The sequence below is a fragment of the Streptomyces sp. NPDC021080 genome (assembly GCF_044333225.1).
Classification (GTDB): domain Bacteria; phylum Actinomycetota; class Actinomycetes; order Streptomycetales; family Streptomycetaceae; genus Streptomyces.
Genome location: NZ_JBIRQM010000010.1, coordinates 324,888 through 342,642 on the forward strand (window position 1 = coordinate 324,888; position 17,755 = coordinate 342,642).

The window sequence follows — 17,755 nt, forward strand, 5'->3', positions numbered from 1 at the left end:
CCCGGCTCGCGGCCGGAGCCCCGGCCGTCCGTCGCGGCGCGCCTCAGAAGCTCCAGGACACCGTGTTGTCGACCTGCATGAAGGCGACCAGGACGACCAGGTCGGCGATGCCCAGGCCGAGACCGAGGAAGGCGCGGCCCCGGCGGGCCGTGCCGCGCCAGAGGGCGACGGAGGCCAGGACGATGGCGACGGGGCCGAGGAAGACGTTCAGCACGAGAAGGCCGAGCAGGCCGAGGACGAAGGAGGCCACGGCCATGCCGTCCGCGTCCTTGACGCCGGTGCGGCGCGTGGCGGAAGCGGCGGCTTCGGCGGTGCGGTCGATGTCCGTCGTGCGGGTCGTGGCGGTGGTGCGGGTCGTGCCGGTGGTGCGGGTCGTGCCGGTGGTGCGCGCGGTGAGTTCCATGACGTGAGTCAGCTCCCAACGGTCAGTTGGTGAAGGGGTCGGACCAGCGGCCGGTCGGCAAAGGTGCGGGACCAACGGTCAGTTGACGGAGGGGTGGCGCCGGCGGGCCCCGCGCTCGCGCAGCGCGAAGACGACCAGCCAGACGCCGATGACGGACGCGGCGACGAGGCTCACGGTCAGCGGCGCGTGCGCCACGGAGCCCATCACGACGCCGAGCAGCAGGAGTGCGGCGACGAGGAACAGCATGGGATGCCTCTCGAAGAAGTCTCGAAGTCCGGTCCCGGAGGGTCCCGGGACCTCAACAGTGAGCCCCCGGTGTTTCCGCGACTTGACGGTCCAGTGAACGGTTGTAGTAACAGTTGTTCACTGACTCTTGAGTCTAGCGCGCTCCATGGCTTTAAAATTCCAGAGAACAGTTGTTAACTGCATGGCATGAGTCACACTCTCGGCATCCGCCAGGCGCAGAAGCAGAAGACCCGGCAGGCGCTGCTGGACGCGGCGCTCAGGCTTCTGGAGGACCAGAGCCTGAGCAGCCTGGGGCTGCGCGAGGTCACCCGCGCCGTCGGAGTCGCCCCGACGGCCTTCTACCGGCACTTCCGCTCGACGGCGGATCTCGGCGTGGCGCTGGTCGAGGAGGCGCTCGGCAGCCTCCACCCGATGATCGAGGACATCGTGTCCACGGCCGGCGACGGCGACGAACGCATCGCCCGTGCCGTGGAACTGATCGCCCACCACGTCGGGACGCACCCGGCGCACGTCCGCTTCATCGCGCGTGAGCGGCACGGCGGTGTCCAGCCGGTGCGGGACGCGATCCGGGAGCAACTGGCCCGGTTCGCCGAGGAGGTCAGGGACGCGCTGGCCGAGCACCCCGAGTCGGCGGGGTGGGGCGACGGCGATCTGCTGATGCTGGCCGGCTTGTACGTCGACCACATGCTGATGGCGGCCTCGGCGTTCCTGGAGGCGCTGGACGGCCCAGAGGCGGAACGCGAACGGGTGGCCGGGACGGCGAGCCGTCAGATGCGGCTGATCAGCATCGGCCGCCGCCACTGGCTCGGCTGACCGCCCGCCACCCCGTACGGCGGCGGGCCCTCCCCCGCGTCAGCCCTGCGCGCCCGCACCCGGCTGCCCCTGCCCCTGCCCCATCTGGCCGCCGCAGCCGCCCTGGCCGCCGCCCGCGCCGCCGCCGGGAGCGCCGCTCGGCATGCCCGAGGGGAAGCCGCTCGGCGTCCCGGAGGGGAAGCCGCTGGGCATCCCCGAGGGAGCGCCCGACCGCGAGGGCCGGCCCGAGGGCGCGCCGCCGGGGCGTCCGGAGCCGCCGCCCGGCATCCCGGACGGCCGCGTGCAGTTCTGCCCCCCGGAGGTCTTGCCGTCCGAGGACGACGCGTCACCGGAGCCGCAGGCCGCCAGGAGGGGCGAGAACGCGAGAAGGGCGACGAACGGAACGAGGCGTGCACGACGGTTCATGGGGCAACTCCCAGTCAATTCACGTGGGCCGGTCGGCGATGGCCGGACGAGCGGAAGACAGAGGATCAGGTCCAGGTAGGGCCACGCTGTGCCGGGACTGTGCGTTCCTGTGCGGCACGGGTCCGGAGCCGGGGCTCAACCCCCCTCGTACACCGCCGTGATGGCCGCCGCCGTCGCCGCCAGCTCGGCGCGCGCCTCGGCCGGCGCGAGGACCTCGAGCGCGTCCCCGAAGGCCAGCAGCGTGCGGGTCTCGCGCACCGAGCCGAGACACAGGCGCGCGGTCACCCACTCGTCGGCGCCGTCGTCCTCGGGCAGCTCCGCGAGGGAGGCCGCGTGGAGGCGCAGGAACATGTCGAGCCGGTCGCGCCGCACCCGGACCGTGACATCGACGCCGCCCGGCCGCTCCTCGACCTGGCGGCGCAACACCTCCCAGACATCGGCGAGTTCGACGCCCGGGCGGCGCCGCACCGGGTCCGGCAGAAGGGCGGCCGAGCGGACCCGGTCGGCGCGGAACAGCCGTGGCGCACCGCGCCGGTCGGCGACCAGGTACCAGACACCGGCCTTGGAGACGAGGCCGTACGGGTCGACGGTGTAGGTGCGCGGTTCGGCGTCCCCGCCGTGCCGGTAGCGCAACTGCAGCCGGCGGTCGGAGAAGACGGCGTCCTGCAGCACGTCGAGATCCGCGGCCCGCTGCGGGCCGCCCTTCCAGCGGGTGGCGTCGACGAGGACCCGCCGGCTGGTGACCTCGGCGGCCGGCCGGAAGGGCGCGGGCAGCGCTGCCATCACCTTGCGCAGCGCCGAGCCGAGCGCCGCGTCCAGGCCGAGGGCGGCGTGCGCGCCCTGCGCCGCCAGGATGAACAGCGAGCGGGACTCGTCCGCGGTCAGTCCCGTGACGTCCGTACGGAACCCGGCGAGCAGTTCGATGCCGCCGTGCCGCCCACGCTCGGCGTAGACGGGGACGCCGGAGGCGGACAGGGCCTCGATGTCCCGGTAGATCGTGCGCACCGACACCTCCAGCCGGTCGGCCAGTTCGTGCGCCGGGACACGGCCTCGGGTCTGGAGCAGCAGCAGGATCGAGAGCAGGCGGTCGGACTTCACGCGCCCAGGATCGCGCCCGCCCGGAGCCGTCCGCAAATGTTGACGGAAACTGTCAGGTTATGCGTCGAGAGTGAGGGCACACCGAGCCACGGAAGAGGTAGTCATGAACGCCATGGACCCCCGCCCCCTGTACGCCCGCGCCGCCGCCCAGATCGCGTCGCTGATCGCGACCGTGCGGCCGGAGCAGCTGGAGGGCCCCACTCCGTGCACCGAGTTCGACGTGCGCCTGCTGCTGTCGCACATGGTCGGCGGCACCCGGCGGATCGCCGTGATCGGGGCGGGCGGCGACGGGCTCGCGGTGCGGCCGTTCGCCGACGGCGTGCCGGACGACGGCTGGGACGCCGCGTACGACGAGGTCAGGGAACAGGTCCGCGCGGGATGGGCGGACGACGCCCGGCTGGACGCGCCGGTGCGGGTGCCCTGGGGCGAGGCTCTCGGCCGCGTCGCGCTGGCCGGGTACGTCATGGAGGCGGTGACCCACACCTGGGACCTCTCGGAGGCGCTGGGCCGGCCTCTCGAACTCGACCCGGAACTGGCCGAGTTCGCGCTCACGATCGCCGCCCGCGTACTGCCCGACGAGGGCCGCGAGGACCCCGGGCTGCCCTTCGGCGCGGTGGAGCCGGTGTCCGAGGGCGCCGACGCCTACGAGCGACTGGCGGCCTGGACGGGCCGCCGCCCGCTGGTGACCGCCTGACGGCACAGGGCGCGGCATCCGCGGACGGGACGGGGGTGCCGACGCAAGAGGGTGCCCCCCGACCCACGGGAGCGGCACAGGCGGACCTGTGCCGCTCGTGCGGCCCGGGTTCCGGGTCAGGTCCGGAACCCGGGCCGTACGAGCGGGCCCGACAGGCCCCGGGGCGGGCCGGCCGAGGATTCCCCTCGCGGGTGGTCCGCGGCGGGCACGGCGGGCAAACGGCGGGACCCGGGGCAGGCCGGCCGAGGCGAGCCCGGTGGGCGGGCGGGGAGGGCGTCGACGGGTCAGCTCAGGCGGGCCCGGGCCAGTTGGCGGGACTGGGCGACCAGGCGGTCGGCACTGTCCCAGACCTCCGCGTCCTCCTCCAGGAAGCCCCCGGCGAGGTTGCGGGTGGTGATCGAGACCCGCAGCGGGCCGGGCGCCGGACGGGACCGCACGTGCACGGTCAGCTCGACGGTCGGCACCCAGCCGGAGAGGCCGATCTCGAAGGCCGTCGGCGGCAGCGCGTCGACCGCGAGGAGCAGCGAGAGCGGGTCCGCGTCCCGGCCGTCGGCGAGCCCGAACCACGACCGCATCTCGCCCTTGCCGGACGGCGCGCCGAGCGCCCAGCCGAGGGTCGCGGGGTCGAGCTTGAGGAACAGCCGGTCGGTGATGGCCGAGCTGCCGGGGATGGGGGCGGGGGCGTCCTGCGGACCGAAGCACTGGTCCATGGGCGGGATCGCGGGCGGCAGCGCGGTCGTGCGGACGTCGTCGGGCAGGGCGTCGAGGTCGCCGTACGAGGCGAGCACGCGGATGCGCTCGACCTCGCGGCCCTCGTCGTCGTACTGGAAGAGGGATGCCTGTCCGGTCGACAGTGTCCGGCCAGTGCGTACGACGTCCGTGCGGATGACCGCGGGGCCCGGCTGGGACGCGGTCAGATAGTGCGCGGAGACCGTGAACGGGTCGGAGTGCGGGAGGGCGTCGGCGAGCGCGCGGCCGAGGACGGCCAGCAGATAGCCGCCGTTGACGGCGTTGATGATCGTCCACCCGGCGGAGAGGTCGACGTCGTAGACGCCGGCCCCGCGCGGGGTGACGGCTGTGTCCCGGTCGAACTCGCTGTCGCCGATCGTGGCCCGTACGGCCTGTACCGAAGCTGCTTCTGACATGCGTGAACCGTACAACAGGAAATTACTAAGCGGTAGCTTTCATTGTCCCGGATGCGGGGACACCCGCCGCTTCCGACCATCCAGGTGAGGATTCGGCAATTTCTTGTTAAGTGTCCGCAATCATCCGTGACCAATCGGCCGTGGTTCTCCTCTGATGGGACATGAGCCTCACCGGGACAACGTTCCTCCTGACCTGCTTCGTGCTGTGCGCCTTCGCCCTTCTGCTGCCCCTGGTCCTGTGGTCCCGGGTGCCCGGACCGGCGCCGGTGCGCGCGGCGAGCCGGCTCCTGATGCTGCTGTTCGCCCAGGGCACGGCGATCAGCCTGGTGTTCGTCCTCGTGAACAACGCCAACAACCTGTACGACAACTGGGCCGACCTCCTCGGCACCGGGAACCATGTCCAGCAGGCCGCCGACCTCGGCGTGGACGGCACCGGGGGGATCTCGCTGAAGACCCTGCCCAGGGTGCGGCAGACGTTCACACCGGCCCAGGGGCCGCGCATGGGGTCGGCGGGAGGGGTGCGCGTCACCGACCTGAAGGGACGGGTGTCGGGGGTGAACGCCGAGGTCTACGTCTGGCTGCCGCCGCAGTACGACGAACCCGCCTACCGGCACCGGAGATTCCCCGTCGTGGAACTGCTGCCGGGCTATCCCGGCTCCGCCAAGGCCTGGTTCGGGTCCCTCCGGGTGCACGAGCAGCTGCGGCCGATGATGCTCGACGGACGGGTCGCGCCGTTCATCCTGGTCGCGCCCCGCACCAACCTGCTGGCCCGCGCGGACACCGGCTGCGCGAACATCCCGGGAACGGTGAACGCGGAGAGCTGGCTCAGCATCGACGTGCCGCGGATGGTCATGGACAACTTCCGGGCCGAGTCCGCCCCGGACGGCTGGGCCACGGCCGGATACTCGGCCGGGGCGCACTGCGCCACCAAGCTGGCCGTCGCCCACCCCGACCGCTACCGGGCCGCGGTGAGCATGTCCGGCTACAACGACCCCCGGGGCGAACGCGGTTCCCTCGCCGCGCGGACCCTCGAACTGCGCCGGCGCAACAATCCCTACCTGCTGCTGCGCGCCGACCGCGTCCCGCCCCGGATCTCCCTCTACTTCTCCGGCGAGTCCGGGGACGGCTACCAGGCGGGCGCGGCGATCCAGGCGGTCGCGAAGCCGCCGACGCGCGTGGACGTGGTGCTGCTGCCGCGCAGCGCGGGCGGCCACGACATGGGGCTGTGGCGGCCGCAGCTGCCGGAGGTGTTCCGCTGGCTGACCGTGCAGTTCGACTCCGGAAGGAGGGGCACGGCGGGCTCGGGAGGCACCGTAGGCGGGGCGGGCAGGGCCCGGACCGGCGGCGCGGACGGCGGCCCCGGGGGTACGGCCGGAGCGGCCGGCACCGACCGGATCAGGAACTCTCTTCCTCACGCACCGTCGAGCGGCGGTTCCACGCGCGCGGAGCTCGCCAGTGGTAGCGCATCGCGAACAGGCGCAGCACGAAGGCCGTGACGATGGCGAGGCCGCTGGTGAACGGGGTGAGCGCGTCGTAGCGGATGCAGAGCACGACCATCGTGGCGCCGACGATCGCCGGGACCGCGTAGAGGTCACGGTCCCAGCGCAGCAGGGAGGGGACCTCGTTGGCGAGCATGTCCCGCAGCACACCGCCGCCCACGGCGGTCGCGAGGCCGAGGGCGGCGGAGGCGGTGAGGCCGAGCCCGTAGTCGTACGCCTTGACGGTGCCGGTGACACAGAACAGTCCGAGCCCGGCCGCGTCGAAGACGTTCACGCCGACCTGGATGCGTTCCACCTGCGGGTGCAGGAAGAACACGAGCAGGGCGGCGACGAGCGGGGTGGTGAAGTACCCCAGGTCGGTGAAGGCCGCCGGGGGTACGGCACCGATGACGATGTCGCGCAGCAGCCCTCCGCCCAGCGCGGTGATCTCCGCGAGAACGGCGATGCCGAAGACGTCGAAGTTCTTGCGGACGGCCAGCAGGGCGCCGGAGATCGCGAAGACGAAGATGCCGATCAGGTCGAGCGTGTGCTGGACGGAGGGGCTGAACAATTGCTGGAGCACCCCCACATTCTCACCTGTCGCGGGGTGTGCACCTTACGAAGGAAGGTCTAGAGGGCAGGCTTGCCTGTGGTGAGCAGCCAGGTCTGGAAGAGATCGTCGAGCTGCTGCCCGGAGATCTTCTCGGCCAGGGCGATGAACTGGGCGGTGCTCGCGTTGCCGTACCGGTGCAGCTTCGTCCATGCGGGCAGCAGTTTGAAGAAGGCGGTGTCGCCGATGCGCTCGCGCAGCATCTGGAGCGTCATCGCGCCCCGCTGGTAGACCGCCGAGGCGAACATGGTGTCCCGCTGCGGGTCGGCGACCTCGGTCTGCCAGAAGGCGGAGTCCGCGGGCCGCTGGTTGTACCCGGCGAGGAACGAGTCGTGCGCCGAGCGGGTGCCCTTGTGCTCGGCCCACAGCCACTGGGCGTAGGTCGCGAAGCCCTCGTTCAGCCAGATGTCCTTCCAGTGCGCGACCGAGACGGAGTCGCCGAACCACTGGTGGGCCAGCTCGTGCACGATGGTCGACTCCGACCGCACCGCCGAGTACGCGGGCTTCGACTGGACCTCCAGCGAGAAGCCCGCCTCGGGCATGTCGTCGACGATGGCGCCGGTCTCCTCGAACGGGTACGGCCCGAACACCTGCGACCAGTAGTCGGTCGCCTCGGCGGTGACGGCGTACACGTCGACGCTGTTGCTGTTGGCGAGCACCGGGTCGACGGCGACGTAGATCGGCGTCCCGGCCGGGGTCGTGCCGGTCTTCACGTCGAACTTCCCGATGGTCGCCGTCGCGAGATAGGTGGCCATGGGCCGGCTCTCGCGCCAGTGCGTGACGGTGACGGCGCCACGGTCGCGGGTCGATACCAGGCGTCCGTTGGAAACCCCCGTCAGGCCCTTGGGGGCCGTGATGCGGATGTCGTAGGTCGCCTTGTCGGAGGGGTGGTCGCTGGAGGGGAACCAGGTGGAGGCGGCGTTGGGCTCGCAGGCGACGAACACGCCGTCCGTCGTCTTCATCCACCCGTAGTCGGAGCCGAACACGATCGGGCCGTTGAGTGCCTCGGGGACGCCGCCGTAGGTGACGGTCACCGTGAAGTCCTTGCCCTTGGCCAGCGGGCCGCGCGGGGTGATGTGGATCTCGTCGCCCTCCCGCGTGAAGCGGGCCGCTCTGCCGTTCACCTCGATCTTCGTGACATCCAGCTTCTGGAGGTCCAGGTCGAAGGAGGAGAGGTTCTGGGTGGCGCGGGCGGTGAGGGTGGTGACGCCGTCGAGACGGTCGGTGTCGGGGTTGTACGCCACGTCCAGGGCGTAGTGGCGGGCGTCGAAGCCGCCGTTGCCGAGCTGGGGGAAGTACGTGTCACCGATGCCGTCCGCGCCGGGGGTGGGGGCGGAGGAGGCGGCGACGAGGAAGAAGGAGGCCGCCGCTGTGGCGAGCGCGCCTAAACGTGCCGAACGGGAGAGTGCCATTTCGCGTCCCTTTCGTACGTGTGCCGATCGTTTCCGATCAGACGGACACGCAGGACTCTGCACTCTCCCGCTCGGGCATGTTCATGACTTTGCCAAGTCGTCATGGCCTACTTGTCGGTTGACTCCTGACGATCGGCTTCCGCGGCCTCGGAGTCCGACGCGGAGCCGGCCTCCTCCGTGGCGACAGCCTCCGTGGTGGCCTCCTCCGTGGTGGCCTCCTCAGTAGCGGCAGCCTCCGTGGTGACAGCCTCCTCCGTGGCGGCGAGCTCGGCCGGAGCCTTGCCCGAGACCTCGGCGGATTCCACGCCGGACACCAGCTCGACCGCTTCCCGGGCGGCCGAGAGCAGGACGACGTCCTGCGGAGCCTGGTCCGGGGCGTTCTCCGGGTGGTGACAGGCGACGCGCTGACCGGGCCTCAGCTCGATGAGCGGCGGCTCGGTCGTCTTGCAGACCTGCGTGGCCTTCCAGCACCGGGTGTGGAACCGGCAGCCGCTCGGCGGCGCGATCGGCGAGGGAACGTCGCCGCGCAGCAGGATCCGCTCGCTCTTGGCGCCCCGGCGCTTGGGGTCCGGCACCGGCACGGCCGACATCAGGGCCTTGGTGTACGGGTGCATCGGCGCCTCGTACAGCGAGGAGCGGTCCGCGAGCTCGACGATCTTGCCGAGGTACATCACCGCGATGCGGTCCGAGACGTGGCGCACGACGGAGAGGTCGTGGGCGATGATCACGTACGTCAGGCCGAGCTCGGACTGCAGGTCGTCCATCAGGTTCACGACCTGCGCCTGGATCGACACGTCGAGCGCCGAGACCGGCTCGTCCGCCACGACCAGCTTCGGCTTCAGGGCGAGCGCGCGGGCGATGCCGATGCGCTGGCGCTGACCGCCGGAGAACTCGTGCGGGTAGCGGTTGTAGTGCTCGGGGCTCAGACCCACCAGCTCCAGGAGCCGCTGGACCTCCCGCTTCACACCGCCCTCGGGCTCGACGTTCTGGAGCCGGAACGGCGCCGAGACGATCGAGCCGATGGTGTGACGGGGGTTCAGCGACCCGTACGGGTCCTGGAAGATCATCTGGATGTCACGGCGCAGCGGACGCATCTTCGAGGCGCTGAGGGTGGTGATGTCCCGGCCCTCGAACTCGATGCTGCCGCCGGTCGGGTCCTGGAGACGGGTGATGACCCGGCCCATGGTCGACTTTCCGCAGCCTGACTCGCCGACGACGCCGAGCGTCTCGCCCTTGCGGACCTCGAAGTCGATGCCGTCGACCGCCTTGACCGCGCCGACCTGACGCTGGAGAACGCCCTTCCGGATGGGGAAGTGCTTCTGCAGCCCCTGGACCCTCAGGAGGACCTCGCGGCCCTCCGAGGACTTCGCGCGGTGCGCGGGAGCCGCGGCCTGCTGCGGGATCACCGCGCCGGCGCCGTCCGTCTTGTTGTTCTCACTCACAGCTTCGGCGCAATCTCTTCGGTCCAGATCCGCGTGCGGTCCTCCTGCGAGAGGTGGCAGGCGGTGTAGTGATCGCTGCCAACGAGCTGCAGTTCGGGGCGCACGGTGCGGGTGACATTGCCCTTGGGCAGGTCCGCGTACGGGCAGCGCGGGTGGAAGGCGCAGCCCGAGGGGACGTTGATGAGGCTCGGCGGCTGGCCCTTGACGGGGATGAGCCGCTCGGACGTCTCACGGTCGATCCGGGGCATCGAACCGAGCAGACCCCAGGTGTAGGGGTGCTGCGGCTGCTCGAAGACCCGCTCGACGGAGCCGCGCTCCACGCACCGGCCGCCGTACATCACGAGGACGTCGTCGGCGATCTCGGCCACCACACCCAGGTCGTGGGTGATGAGGACGACCGCGGAGCCGAACTCCTTCTGCAGGTCGCGGATGAGGTCGAGGATCTGCGCCTGGACGGTGACGTCGAGGGCGGTCGTCGGCTCGTCCGCGATGAGCAGCTCGGGGTTGTTGACGAGCGCCATCGCGATCATCGCGCGCTGGCGCATACCGCCCGAGAACTCGTGCGGGTAGCTGTCGACGCGCTTGCCCGGCTCCGGGATGCCCACGCGGTCGAGCATCTCGATCGCCCGGGTGCGGGCGACCTTCTTGCTGACCTTGTGGTGGTTGCGGTACGCCTCCACGATCTGGTTGCCGATCGTGTAGTACGGGTGCATCGCCGACAGCGGGTCCTGGAAGATCATCGCCATCTCGCGGCCGCGGAGCTTGCGCACCTCGTCCGGGTCTGCGTTGACCAGTTCCTTGCCGCCGAGCCAGATCTCGCCCGACATCTGGACGTTCTTGCCGCGCGCGCCGAGGCGGTGCAGGCCCATGATCGCCAGCGAGGTGACGGACTTGCCGGAACCCGACTCGCCCACGACGCAGAGGGTCTTGCCCTTCTCCACCGAGAAGGTGAGCCCGTCGACGGACTTGACCAGACCGTCGTCGGTCGGGAAGTGCACCTTGAGGTCACGCACTTCGAGGAAGGCGTTCGGGGTGTTCGAGGGCGAGGAGACGGGCTCGCCGACCGCGGCGCCGGTCTTGGACAGTTCGGTCATGAGAGCCTCACCCGCGGGTCGGCGGCCGCGTAGAGCATGTCCACCAGAAGATTTGCGATGACAACGAAGAAGGCGGCGAGAAGGGTCACGCCGAGGATCTGCGGCAGGTCGTTGTCCGTGATGCCGTCCACCGCGTACTCACCGACACCGTGCAGAGAGAACACGCTCTCCGTGATCACGGCGCCACCGAGCAGCAGACCGAGGTCCATGCCGAAGACGGTGATGATCGGGGTGAGAGCGGCACGCAGTCCGTGACGGACCACGACCTTCCGCTCACGCAGGCCCTTGGCGCGGGCCGTGCGGATGAAGTCCTCGTTCATCGTCTCCAGCATGCCCGAGCGGGTGAGCCGCGCGTAGATGGCGGAGTACAGGAGCGCGAGCGAACACCACGCCGGGAAGAGCGTGTTGGCCCACTGCGCGGGGTTCTCCATGAACGGGACGTAGGTGCGGCCGAAGATCGGCCACTTGTAGGTGAAGAGCAGCAGAGCCAGGTTGCCCGTGAAGAACATGGGCAGCGAGACACCGGCGAGCGCGACGCCCATGAAGGTGCGGTCGAAGACCGAACGCGGCTTGAGGGCGGAGATAACGCCGATGGCCACGCCGGAGACCAGCCACAGCACCGCGGCACCCGCGGCGAGCGACAGGGTGATCGGCAGGCGCGAGGTGAGCTGCGGCCAGACGGCCTGGTGGGTCTTGAAGGAGTACCCGAAGCACGGTGCGTCACAGTGCGCCGTGGTGGGACCCAGGTCATAGGTGGCGCCGCTGACGATCCCCTTGATGAAGTGCCAGTACTGGACGTAGACGGGCTGGTCCAGACCGAGATTGTGCTTGACCGCGATGATGTCGGCCTTCGTCGGGCTCTTCCCGATGTACTGCTGCGCGAGCTGGTCGGCGGTCTGGCCGGCCAGTCTGGGCAGCAGGAAGAAGATGGCGAAGGTGACCGCGGAGACGACCAGGAGCAGGATCGCTGCCGCTGCCGTCCGACGGAGGATGTACGAGATCACGGGGATCGGCGCTGGTGCCCGCGGGCTGAGCCCGCGGGCACCAATGCCTTCACCTGCCTTCCGGGGCTACTTCTTCGTGGTGCCGATGTTGAGGTAGTCGTACTGACCGCTGAAGGCCGCCGTGGAGACCAGGTTGGTCGCGTACTGCGGGCGGGCCAGCAGAACCTTGAAGTAGGTCAGCGGCACGAGGACGGCGTCGTCCATGGTCTTCTTGTCGATCTCGGTGTACAGGGCGTTGCGCGCGGCGTCGTCCTGCGTACCGATCGCCTTCTCCAGGAGGGAGTTGACGTCCTTGTTGTTGTACTGCGACAGGTTGGTGTTACCCGAGGCGCCGATCGCGGAGCCGTTCAGGATCTGCTGCAGGAAGCCGTAGCCGGAGGGCCAGTCGGCACCCCACTGCATCATGATCAGGCCGATGTTCTGCTTCTCGGTGAACTTCGGGACACCCGCGTAGTCGGTGAAGTACTTGCCCGACGGGTACTGCTTCAGGGTGGCGTTGATGCCGGCAGCCTTCAGCGAGTTGATGATCGCCGTGGCGGCGTCGATCTCCTGCGGGCGGTCGCTGCGCGCGGAGATGTTGGTGCTGATGGTCGACTTGCCGCAGGCCTTGAGCTGGTCCTTGGCCTTGGCCGCGTCACCCTTGTTGCCGGCGGACGCGTAGACGTCCGACTTGGCGTAGCCCGGGATGTCCGGCGGGAGAACCGTGGAGGCGATGTCGCCGCGGATCGGGCCGCCCTCGGCGGTCTGCACCGAGACCTTGTCGATCGCGAACTGGACGGCCTTGCGGCACGCCACGTTGTCGAACGGCTTCACCTTGGTGTTGATCGCCATGTAGACGAGACGGCCACCGTAGGTGTTGTCCGTGTTCGCCTTCTTGTCGGCGGAGGTGAGCAGCTGCGCCTGGGTCGCGGCCTGGACACCGCCACCACCGAGGTCGATCGCGTCGCCCGCGAGGACGTCCTTGTCGATCGTCTCGGCGTTGACCTTCAGGTTGACGACGATCTTGTCCGGGTACTGCTTGCGCAGCGGGTCGGTCTTCGCGTCCCAGTTCTCGTTGCGCACGAGGACGGCCTGCTTGCCGTCGGAGTAGCTCTGGAACTTGTACGAGCCCGAGGACACGATGTTCTTGACGTAGTCGACGCCGTTGTCCTTGGCCTGCGGGACCGGAGCGGTCTGCGGCGAGGCGACGAGGTAGTCGAACTCCTGGAAAGCCGTCTTCAGGTGGAAGACGACCGTCGAGTCGTCCGGGGTCTCGATGGAGGAGAGACCCTTGCCGCTCTTGTCCTTGTAGGGACCCTTGTACTTGTCGCCGCCCACGAGGAACTGCTGGAAGTAGTTCGGGCCGAGGGAGAGCACGTCACGCGCGAAGTTGGAGCGCTCGACCGCGTACTTGACGTCCTTCGCCGTGATCGCGGTGCCGTCCTGGTACTTCACACCCGTACGCAGCTTGTACGTCCAGGTCTTGCCGCCGTCGCTCGGGACGCCCTTGCCGGCCGCGAGGTCCGGGACAAGGGTGTTGCCCTTCTCGCCGGCGCCGGGCTGGAACGTCATCAGCGGACGGGCGTACAGCCGGGAGAGGTTGTACATGAACGCGTAGTACGTGTTGCCCGGGTCGAAGGAGTCCGGCACGTCCGAGTACTCGTACGTGACCGTGCCCCCCTTCTTCGTGGAGGCGTTGACGACGTCCGTGGTCGCTGCGTTGGCCCCAGCTGACTTCGTGGTGTCGGTGTTCTTGTTGTCATCGGCCTTGCTGCAGCCTGCAACGAGCAGACTCGCGGAGCCGATGGCCGCAATGGCGGCCAGCGTTGACCTACGCATGATGGGCGGGTTCCCCTCCATTGTCGGAAACTTGATGGTCTCTCGGTGTGCGTCAGGCATCAGCGGCTGCGCGGGTCGAGAGCGTCGCGGAGACCGTCGCCGAGCAGATTGAAGGCGAGGACGGTCACGAAGATGGCAAGGCCGGGCACGATCATGAACTGCGGGTCGACCTGGTAGTAGGTGACCGCTTCACGGAGCATGCCGCCCCAGGATGCCTGCGGGGGCTGGATGCCGACCCCGAGGAAGCTGAGGGACGCCTCGAAGAGGATGTTGGTCGGGATGAGCAGCGTCGAGTAGACGATGATCGGGCCGACCAGGTTGGGGAGCAGCTCCCGGAACACGATGTACGGGCCCTTGGCGCCCATGCCCCGGGAGGCGTCCACGAATTCCCGCTCACGCAGGGCGAGCGTCTGGCCCCGGACGATACGGCCCAGGTAGGGCCAGTTGAAGAAGCCGATGACGAAGATCAGCACGCTCAGGTGGAGCGGAAGTCCTTCCAGGCCGAACGCGCCGCCCTGCAGCGTCGCCGAGATGGCGATCGCGAAGAGCAGGAGAGGGAAGGCGAGGAAGGTGTCCATCAGGCGGCTGATGATCGAGTCGACGCGTCCGCCGTAGAAACCGGCGACGACACCGAGGATGGCGCCGATCACGTTCGACAGGATGGTGGCGCCGAAGGCGACCACCAGCGACACCCAGGAGCCCTCCAGGACGCGGGTGGCGAGGTCACGCCCGAACTTCGGGTCCACGCCGAGCGGGTGGTCTCCGCTCATGCCACCCATGCCGCCCTTGGGCAGCGAGGTGTTCGGGTCGATCAGGTCCTGGTGGAAGGCGTTCGGGTCCAGCCCCAGCAGCGACTGGAGGGGCCGGGCGAGGATCGCCATCAGGATGAGCAGTACGACGATGACACCGCCGGCGACCGCCACCTTGTCACGCTTGAAGCGCGTCCAGGCGATCTGTCCCAGGGAACGGCCCTCGATCTGCCCCTTGCCGGCTCCGGCGAGCACAGCCTCTGGCTGCGCGTCCGATGCCGCCGCGGTGGTCTCGATCGGTGCGGTCACAGTGACCCGACCCCTCTCGCCGGTGGTGACCGGCCTACGACTGCCGCTGTGTGCGGCTTGGTTCACTTGCCTGCCGGGGAAGTTGACCGCAGATGGTGCGGCCCGATGGTCCGGCTGATGGTTCGACTTGCACTCGTTCACAGGATCGAAGACCCGTGCTTGTTGGGGGAGTCTTCAGTGCTGCCACGATCAGGTGCCAGGCCTCATGGAGAAAGTATGCGCAACCGTGATGCTTGTTGAGGGATTCCGTTATCCGAACAGCGGGTAACGGGAGTCGGACGAATGCCAATTGACCGTGAAGGACTCATGAGGGTCTTTTTGGTCGGAAGTACCGCCAAAACGGGACAATCGGCACATGCATCCGCTTCCCCGCAGGTCAGCAGCATGGAGCGCACGCCACGTGAAGGCCGTGTGCAGACTCATGATGCCAGCCGTTCTCGCACGGGCATGCGACAGGTCCGGGATTCGGGACGCTCTCAGTAGCCGCCGCGGGCCGGCGGATAGCCGTAACCGCCCGCCGTCGGCGCCTGCGCGGGGGCCGCGTGCGCCTCACGGTCGTAGAACGGGCGTGCGTTGGCACGCAGCCACATCGCCACCGGGTCGAACTCGTCCGACATCGCGACGGTGGAGACGGGCAGTCCGTCCGGGACGGCGGCGATCGACTGCTGCATCATCGCCCGGACCGAGTCGACGGCGGGCGGCGAGGTGTCGTACACATCGAGGCCGATGGCCAAATACGGTGCCCCGAGGGTGGGTTGCACCCAGGCGCGGCGCAACGAGCGTACGGCCGGGGTGAGATGGGCGTTCTGCGTGATCAGGGCGTAGAACTGCGGGATCTCGATGGCGGGCTCGGACAGCCGGAGCGGGCCCGCGGGCTGGCGCTCCAGGCCCGTGGCGATACGGCGCAGATCCAGCCAGGGAATGCCGAGGCCGCCGCCGGGGGCGTGCGGATTCAGCCAGAGTCCGAACTGGTCGGGATACAGGGTCCGGGCGACGTCGAGGGCGTCCACGACCTCGTAACTGCGGTTCCAGCCGCTGGCCGAGAGCTCCTGGGCCGACGTGACGCAGGGCGCGTACCCGTGGCCGTCCACCTGCATGTTCCCGTACTGGGCGTCCGGGGAGCCGGCCTGGCCGTGCCACAGCAGCATCCACACCTGGCCGGACGACGGGGTCGCGAGCGCGCGAAGGAGCGCCTCGTAGGCGTCGTAACGCCCGGGAGCCACCTGGCGCAGCATGTGCTCGACCTGCCCGGCCGCGGCCGTGCCCGACGCGCTCACCCTCAACCGCCCCTTCGCGAACAATTCACGACGAACTCATCCCTTACGCCCGAGGCACCGGTCACCGACATACGTCAACACCTCGACCAGGCCATGAAACCAGCTTATGCGGCGTTCGCGCTCCGCCGGGGGAAGCAGTCGAGAGCCGGGATGCGCCGCGCGGGGCGGCCGAGGGCCCCGCGCGGCGGACGTACGGCCCCGCGGGGGCCCTCCCGGGACGGGCGCCGTTCAGTGACCGTGCTGGTAGAACGGGCGCACCCGGTCCCGCATCCAGTCGCCGACCGGGTCCTGCGCCACGTCGAGGAGAACCAGGTTCACCGGGATGTTCACCGGGACACGGCCGAGGGCGCGGCCCAGGGCGTCCAGGGGCAGCGCCCGGGCGTCGCCCTCCCACACCGAGAGCTCGACGCCGATGAACATCACCGGCTCGTCGCCCTCGATGCTGGCCAGACAGCGGCGGGCGCTCAGGACGACACCGGCCGCGGCGAACTCCGCCGAGGCCGCGGCGAGGAAGTCCATCGGATCGTCCTGCCAGTCGGGCTCGAAGAGCCGCACCCGGCCCCCGCTGGCCGCCCCGTCCAGCTCGCTCCGCCCGGCCCGGCACAGCTCGGCGACGGCCGGCGGCGGCAGCGGTACGCCGACCACACCGTCCGGGTTCACCACGATGCCGGCCTGCGGCGGAAGCCCGCGGGCGAACTCCACGGCGGGCGCGATCGTGAACGACATGTGGCTGCCGACGACCTGGCGGAACTGCTCCTCGGAGCTGAACACGGGGACGTACACCACGCCCCCGATGTCCATCGTGGGCAGATCGAGCGGACCGCTCTGCGGGCCGCCGCCGTTGGGCAGCGGCACCCACAGGAAGCTGCGGCCGAGCACCTCGACGATGCGAGCGGCCACCGAGGGCCCGGGCACGCCGAGGGAGGAGGACAACACCTCCTCCAGCTCGTTGCCGGGCCAACCGCCGTGCGGATGGGGATGCGCCTGTGCCGGAAAGTCCATCTGTCTACCGCCCGCTTCGAACCACTGTTCCGGCTGGAAAGGTTAGTGGGCCACCGCCGCCGGGTCAGTGGCCGAAGTCGATCCTGGTCAGCACGTCCGCCGCGTCCCGGTCGATGAGGACCGCCGAGCCGCAGCCCTCGGGCAGGTCTCCCCTCTCGGCGGAGCGCAGCAGCCGGGCGACCGCGCCGCGATGGCGGGCGAAGGCGTAGCGCGAGACGCCCCGGCCGCGCCGGCACTGGCCGTCCAGCGCGGTGCCGGGCGTGACGTCGAGCAGCAGCAGATGCAGCACACCGCCGCGGCGCCGGGCCTCGCGGGCGAGCCAGCGGCGCACCCAGGCCTGCGTGCCGCAGTCGTGCACGACGAGTCCGCCGCCCTCGCGCAGGGCGCGGCGCAGGCCGGCGTAGTGGGCGAGGCGGACCAGGGGGCGGTAGGCCGCGTAGGGCAGCAGCCGGGCCATCCGGCCGTCCCAGCGCTCCCGGGTGTCCTGCGAGTCGATGCGCGCGCCCCGCACCGCCCTGCGCATCAGCGTCGACTTTCCGCTGCCGGGCAGTCCGGTGACCACGACGAGGTCGCTCGCCCCGAAACGGAGCCCGTGCGGGCTGTGCCCGACCCGCCGGCGCAGATCCCGCACGACGGCCTCCGGACGCGGTCCGCGGGCCTTGCGGGCCGGTGCGCCGGGCTGCTCGGACAGTGCGAGACCCGAGGTCGTCGCGTACGCCGTGGTCCTGTTCACCGTGACCGTCCTCCCCTTGGACG

18 protein-coding genes are annotated in these 17,755 nt (G+C 70.1%); 3 read left to right on the forward strand and 15 right to left on the reverse strand.

Going from position 1 to position 17,755, the window contains the following annotated elements; genetic code table 11:
• Nucleotides 1-43: 43 nt before the first annotated feature.
• Together ACH4S8_RS25840 and ACH4S8_RS25845 are read right to left on the reverse strand one after the other, a co-directional pair.
• The gene (locus ACH4S8_RS25840) at nt 44-256 is read right to left on the reverse strand and encodes a DUF4190 domain-containing protein (RefSeq protein ID WP_328458090.1); all 213 of its coding nucleotides are present in this window, start codon (nt 254-256) and stop codon (nt 44-46) included.
• Nucleotides 257-481: 225 nt separating this feature from the next.
• Complete coding sequence (locus ACH4S8_RS25845; protein WP_398397900.1) at nt 482-649, reverse strand: hypothetical protein; 168 nt, start codon at nt 647-649, stop codon at nt 482-484.
• A gap of 186 nt (nt 650-835) precedes the next feature.
• Here ACH4S8_RS25845 and ACH4S8_RS25850 point away from each other — a divergent pair, with 186 nt between their 5' ends.
• Nucleotides 836-1,462, forward strand: a complete 627-nt coding sequence (locus ACH4S8_RS25850) for a TetR family transcriptional regulator (RefSeq protein WP_398397902.1) — start codon at nt 836-838, stop codon at nt 1,460-1,462.
• A gap of 39 nt (nt 1,463-1,501) precedes the next feature.
• On the opposite strand, the gene ACH4S8_RS25855 is transcribed toward ACH4S8_RS25850, so the two are convergent.
• Both ACH4S8_RS25855 and ACH4S8_RS25860 read right to left on the reverse strand, forming a co-directional pair.
• A complete protein-coding gene (locus ACH4S8_RS25855; protein WP_398397904.1) occupies nt 1,502-1,867 on the reverse strand; it encodes a hypothetical protein in 366 nt (121 codons plus the stop codon).
• Nucleotides 1,868-2,002: 135 nt separating this feature from the next.
• Nucleotides 2,003-2,965, reverse strand: coding sequence for a helix-turn-helix transcriptional regulator (locus ACH4S8_RS25860; RefSeq protein WP_398397906.1), 963 nt, complete (start codon nt 2,963-2,965; stop codon nt 2,003-2,005).
• Nucleotides 2,966-3,068: 103 nt separating this feature from the next.
• Here ACH4S8_RS25860 and ACH4S8_RS25865 point away from each other — a divergent pair, with 103 nt between their 5' ends.
• The gene (locus tag ACH4S8_RS25865; protein ID WP_398397908.1) at nt 3,069-3,659 is read left to right on the forward strand and encodes a TIGR03086 family metal-binding protein; all 591 of its coding nucleotides are present in this window, start codon (nt 3,069-3,071) and stop codon (nt 3,657-3,659) included.
• Between the two features lie 284 nt (nt 3,660-3,943).
• Here ACH4S8_RS25865 and ACH4S8_RS25870 read toward each other — a convergent pair whose 3' ends face one another.
• Nucleotides 3,944-4,804, reverse strand: a complete 861-nt coding sequence (locus ACH4S8_RS25870) for a thioesterase family protein (RefSeq protein ID WP_398397910.1) — start codon at nt 4,802-4,804, stop codon at nt 3,944-3,946.
• A gap of 161 nt (nt 4,805-4,965) precedes the next feature.
• Here ACH4S8_RS25870 and ACH4S8_RS25875 point away from each other — a divergent pair, with 161 nt between their 5' ends.
• Nucleotides 4,966-6,300 (forward strand): alpha/beta hydrolase, encoded by a 1,335-nt coding sequence (locus ACH4S8_RS25875; protein ID WP_398397912.1) that lies wholly within the window; start codon nt 4,966-4,968, stop codon nt 6,298-6,300.
• Here ACH4S8_RS25875 and ACH4S8_RS25880 read toward each other — a convergent pair.
• The 10 genes from ACH4S8_RS25880 to ACH4S8_RS25925 all read right to left on the reverse strand — a co-directional run bounded on the left by ACH4S8_RS25880 (nt 6,200) and on the right by ACH4S8_RS25925 (nt 17,732).
• Nucleotides 6,200-6,865: a trimeric intracellular cation channel family protein gene (locus ACH4S8_RS25880; RefSeq protein WP_398397914.1), complete on the reverse strand. Its 666-nt coding sequence runs from the start codon at nt 6,863-6,865 to the stop codon at nt 6,200-6,202. The two genes, ACH4S8_RS25875 and ACH4S8_RS25880, sit on opposite strands and share 101 nt — an antisense overlap.
• A gap of 47 nt (nt 6,866-6,912) precedes the next feature.
• Nucleotides 6,913-8,304: a M1 family metallopeptidase gene (locus ACH4S8_RS25885; protein WP_398397916.1), complete on the reverse strand. Its 1,392-nt coding sequence runs from the start codon at nt 8,302-8,304 to the stop codon at nt 6,913-6,915.
• 107 nt (nt 8,305-8,411) lie between these two features.
• The gene (locus ACH4S8_RS25890) at nt 8,412-9,746 is read right to left on the reverse strand and encodes an ABC transporter ATP-binding protein (protein WP_398397919.1); all 1,335 of its coding nucleotides are present in this window, start codon (nt 9,744-9,746) and stop codon (nt 8,412-8,414) included.
• Nucleotides 9,743-10,840 carry an ABC transporter ATP-binding protein gene (locus ACH4S8_RS25895; protein WP_398397921.1) on the reverse strand — a complete coding sequence of 366 codons (1,098 nt, stop codon included), beginning with the start codon at nt 10,838-10,840 and terminating at the stop codon, nt 9,743-9,745. Before ACH4S8_RS25895 ends, ACH4S8_RS25890 begins: the two co-directional genes overlap by 4 nt.
• On the reverse strand, nt 10,837-11,844 hold the full coding sequence (locus tag ACH4S8_RS25900) for an ABC transporter permease (protein ID WP_398397923.1): 1,008 nt from the start codon (nt 11,842-11,844) through the stop codon (nt 10,837-10,839). The genes ACH4S8_RS25895 and ACH4S8_RS25900 overlap by 4 nt, the downstream gene beginning before the upstream one ends.
• A gap of 66 nt (nt 11,845-11,910) precedes the next feature.
• The gene (locus ACH4S8_RS25905) at nt 11,911-13,683 is read right to left on the reverse strand and encodes an ABC transporter substrate-binding protein (protein WP_398397925.1); all 1,773 of its coding nucleotides are present in this window, start codon (nt 13,681-13,683) and stop codon (nt 11,911-11,913) included.
• 38 nt (nt 13,684-13,721) lie between these two features.
• On the reverse strand, nt 13,722-14,720 hold the full coding sequence (locus tag ACH4S8_RS25910; protein WP_398397927.1) for an ABC transporter permease: 999 nt from the start codon (nt 14,718-14,720) through the stop codon (nt 13,722-13,724).
• Nucleotides 14,721-15,196: 476 nt separating this feature from the next.
• Entirely contained in the window at nt 15,197-15,997 is an 801-nt protein-coding gene (locus ACH4S8_RS25915; RefSeq protein WP_398397929.1) for an enhanced serine sensitivity protein SseB C-terminal domain-containing protein, read from the reverse strand.
• Between the two features lie 228 nt (nt 15,998-16,225).
• Entirely contained in the window at nt 16,226-16,999 is a 774-nt protein-coding gene (locus ACH4S8_RS25920) for an enhanced serine sensitivity protein SseB (protein WP_398397931.1), read from the reverse strand.
• A 64-nt stretch (nt 17,000-17,063) separates the two neighbouring features.
• Nucleotides 17,064-17,732 (reverse strand): AAA family ATPase, encoded by a 669-nt coding sequence (locus tag ACH4S8_RS25925; RefSeq protein WP_398397933.1) that lies wholly within the window; start codon nt 17,730-17,732, stop codon nt 17,064-17,066.
• Between the last annotated feature and the right edge of the window lie 23 nt (nt 17,733-17,755).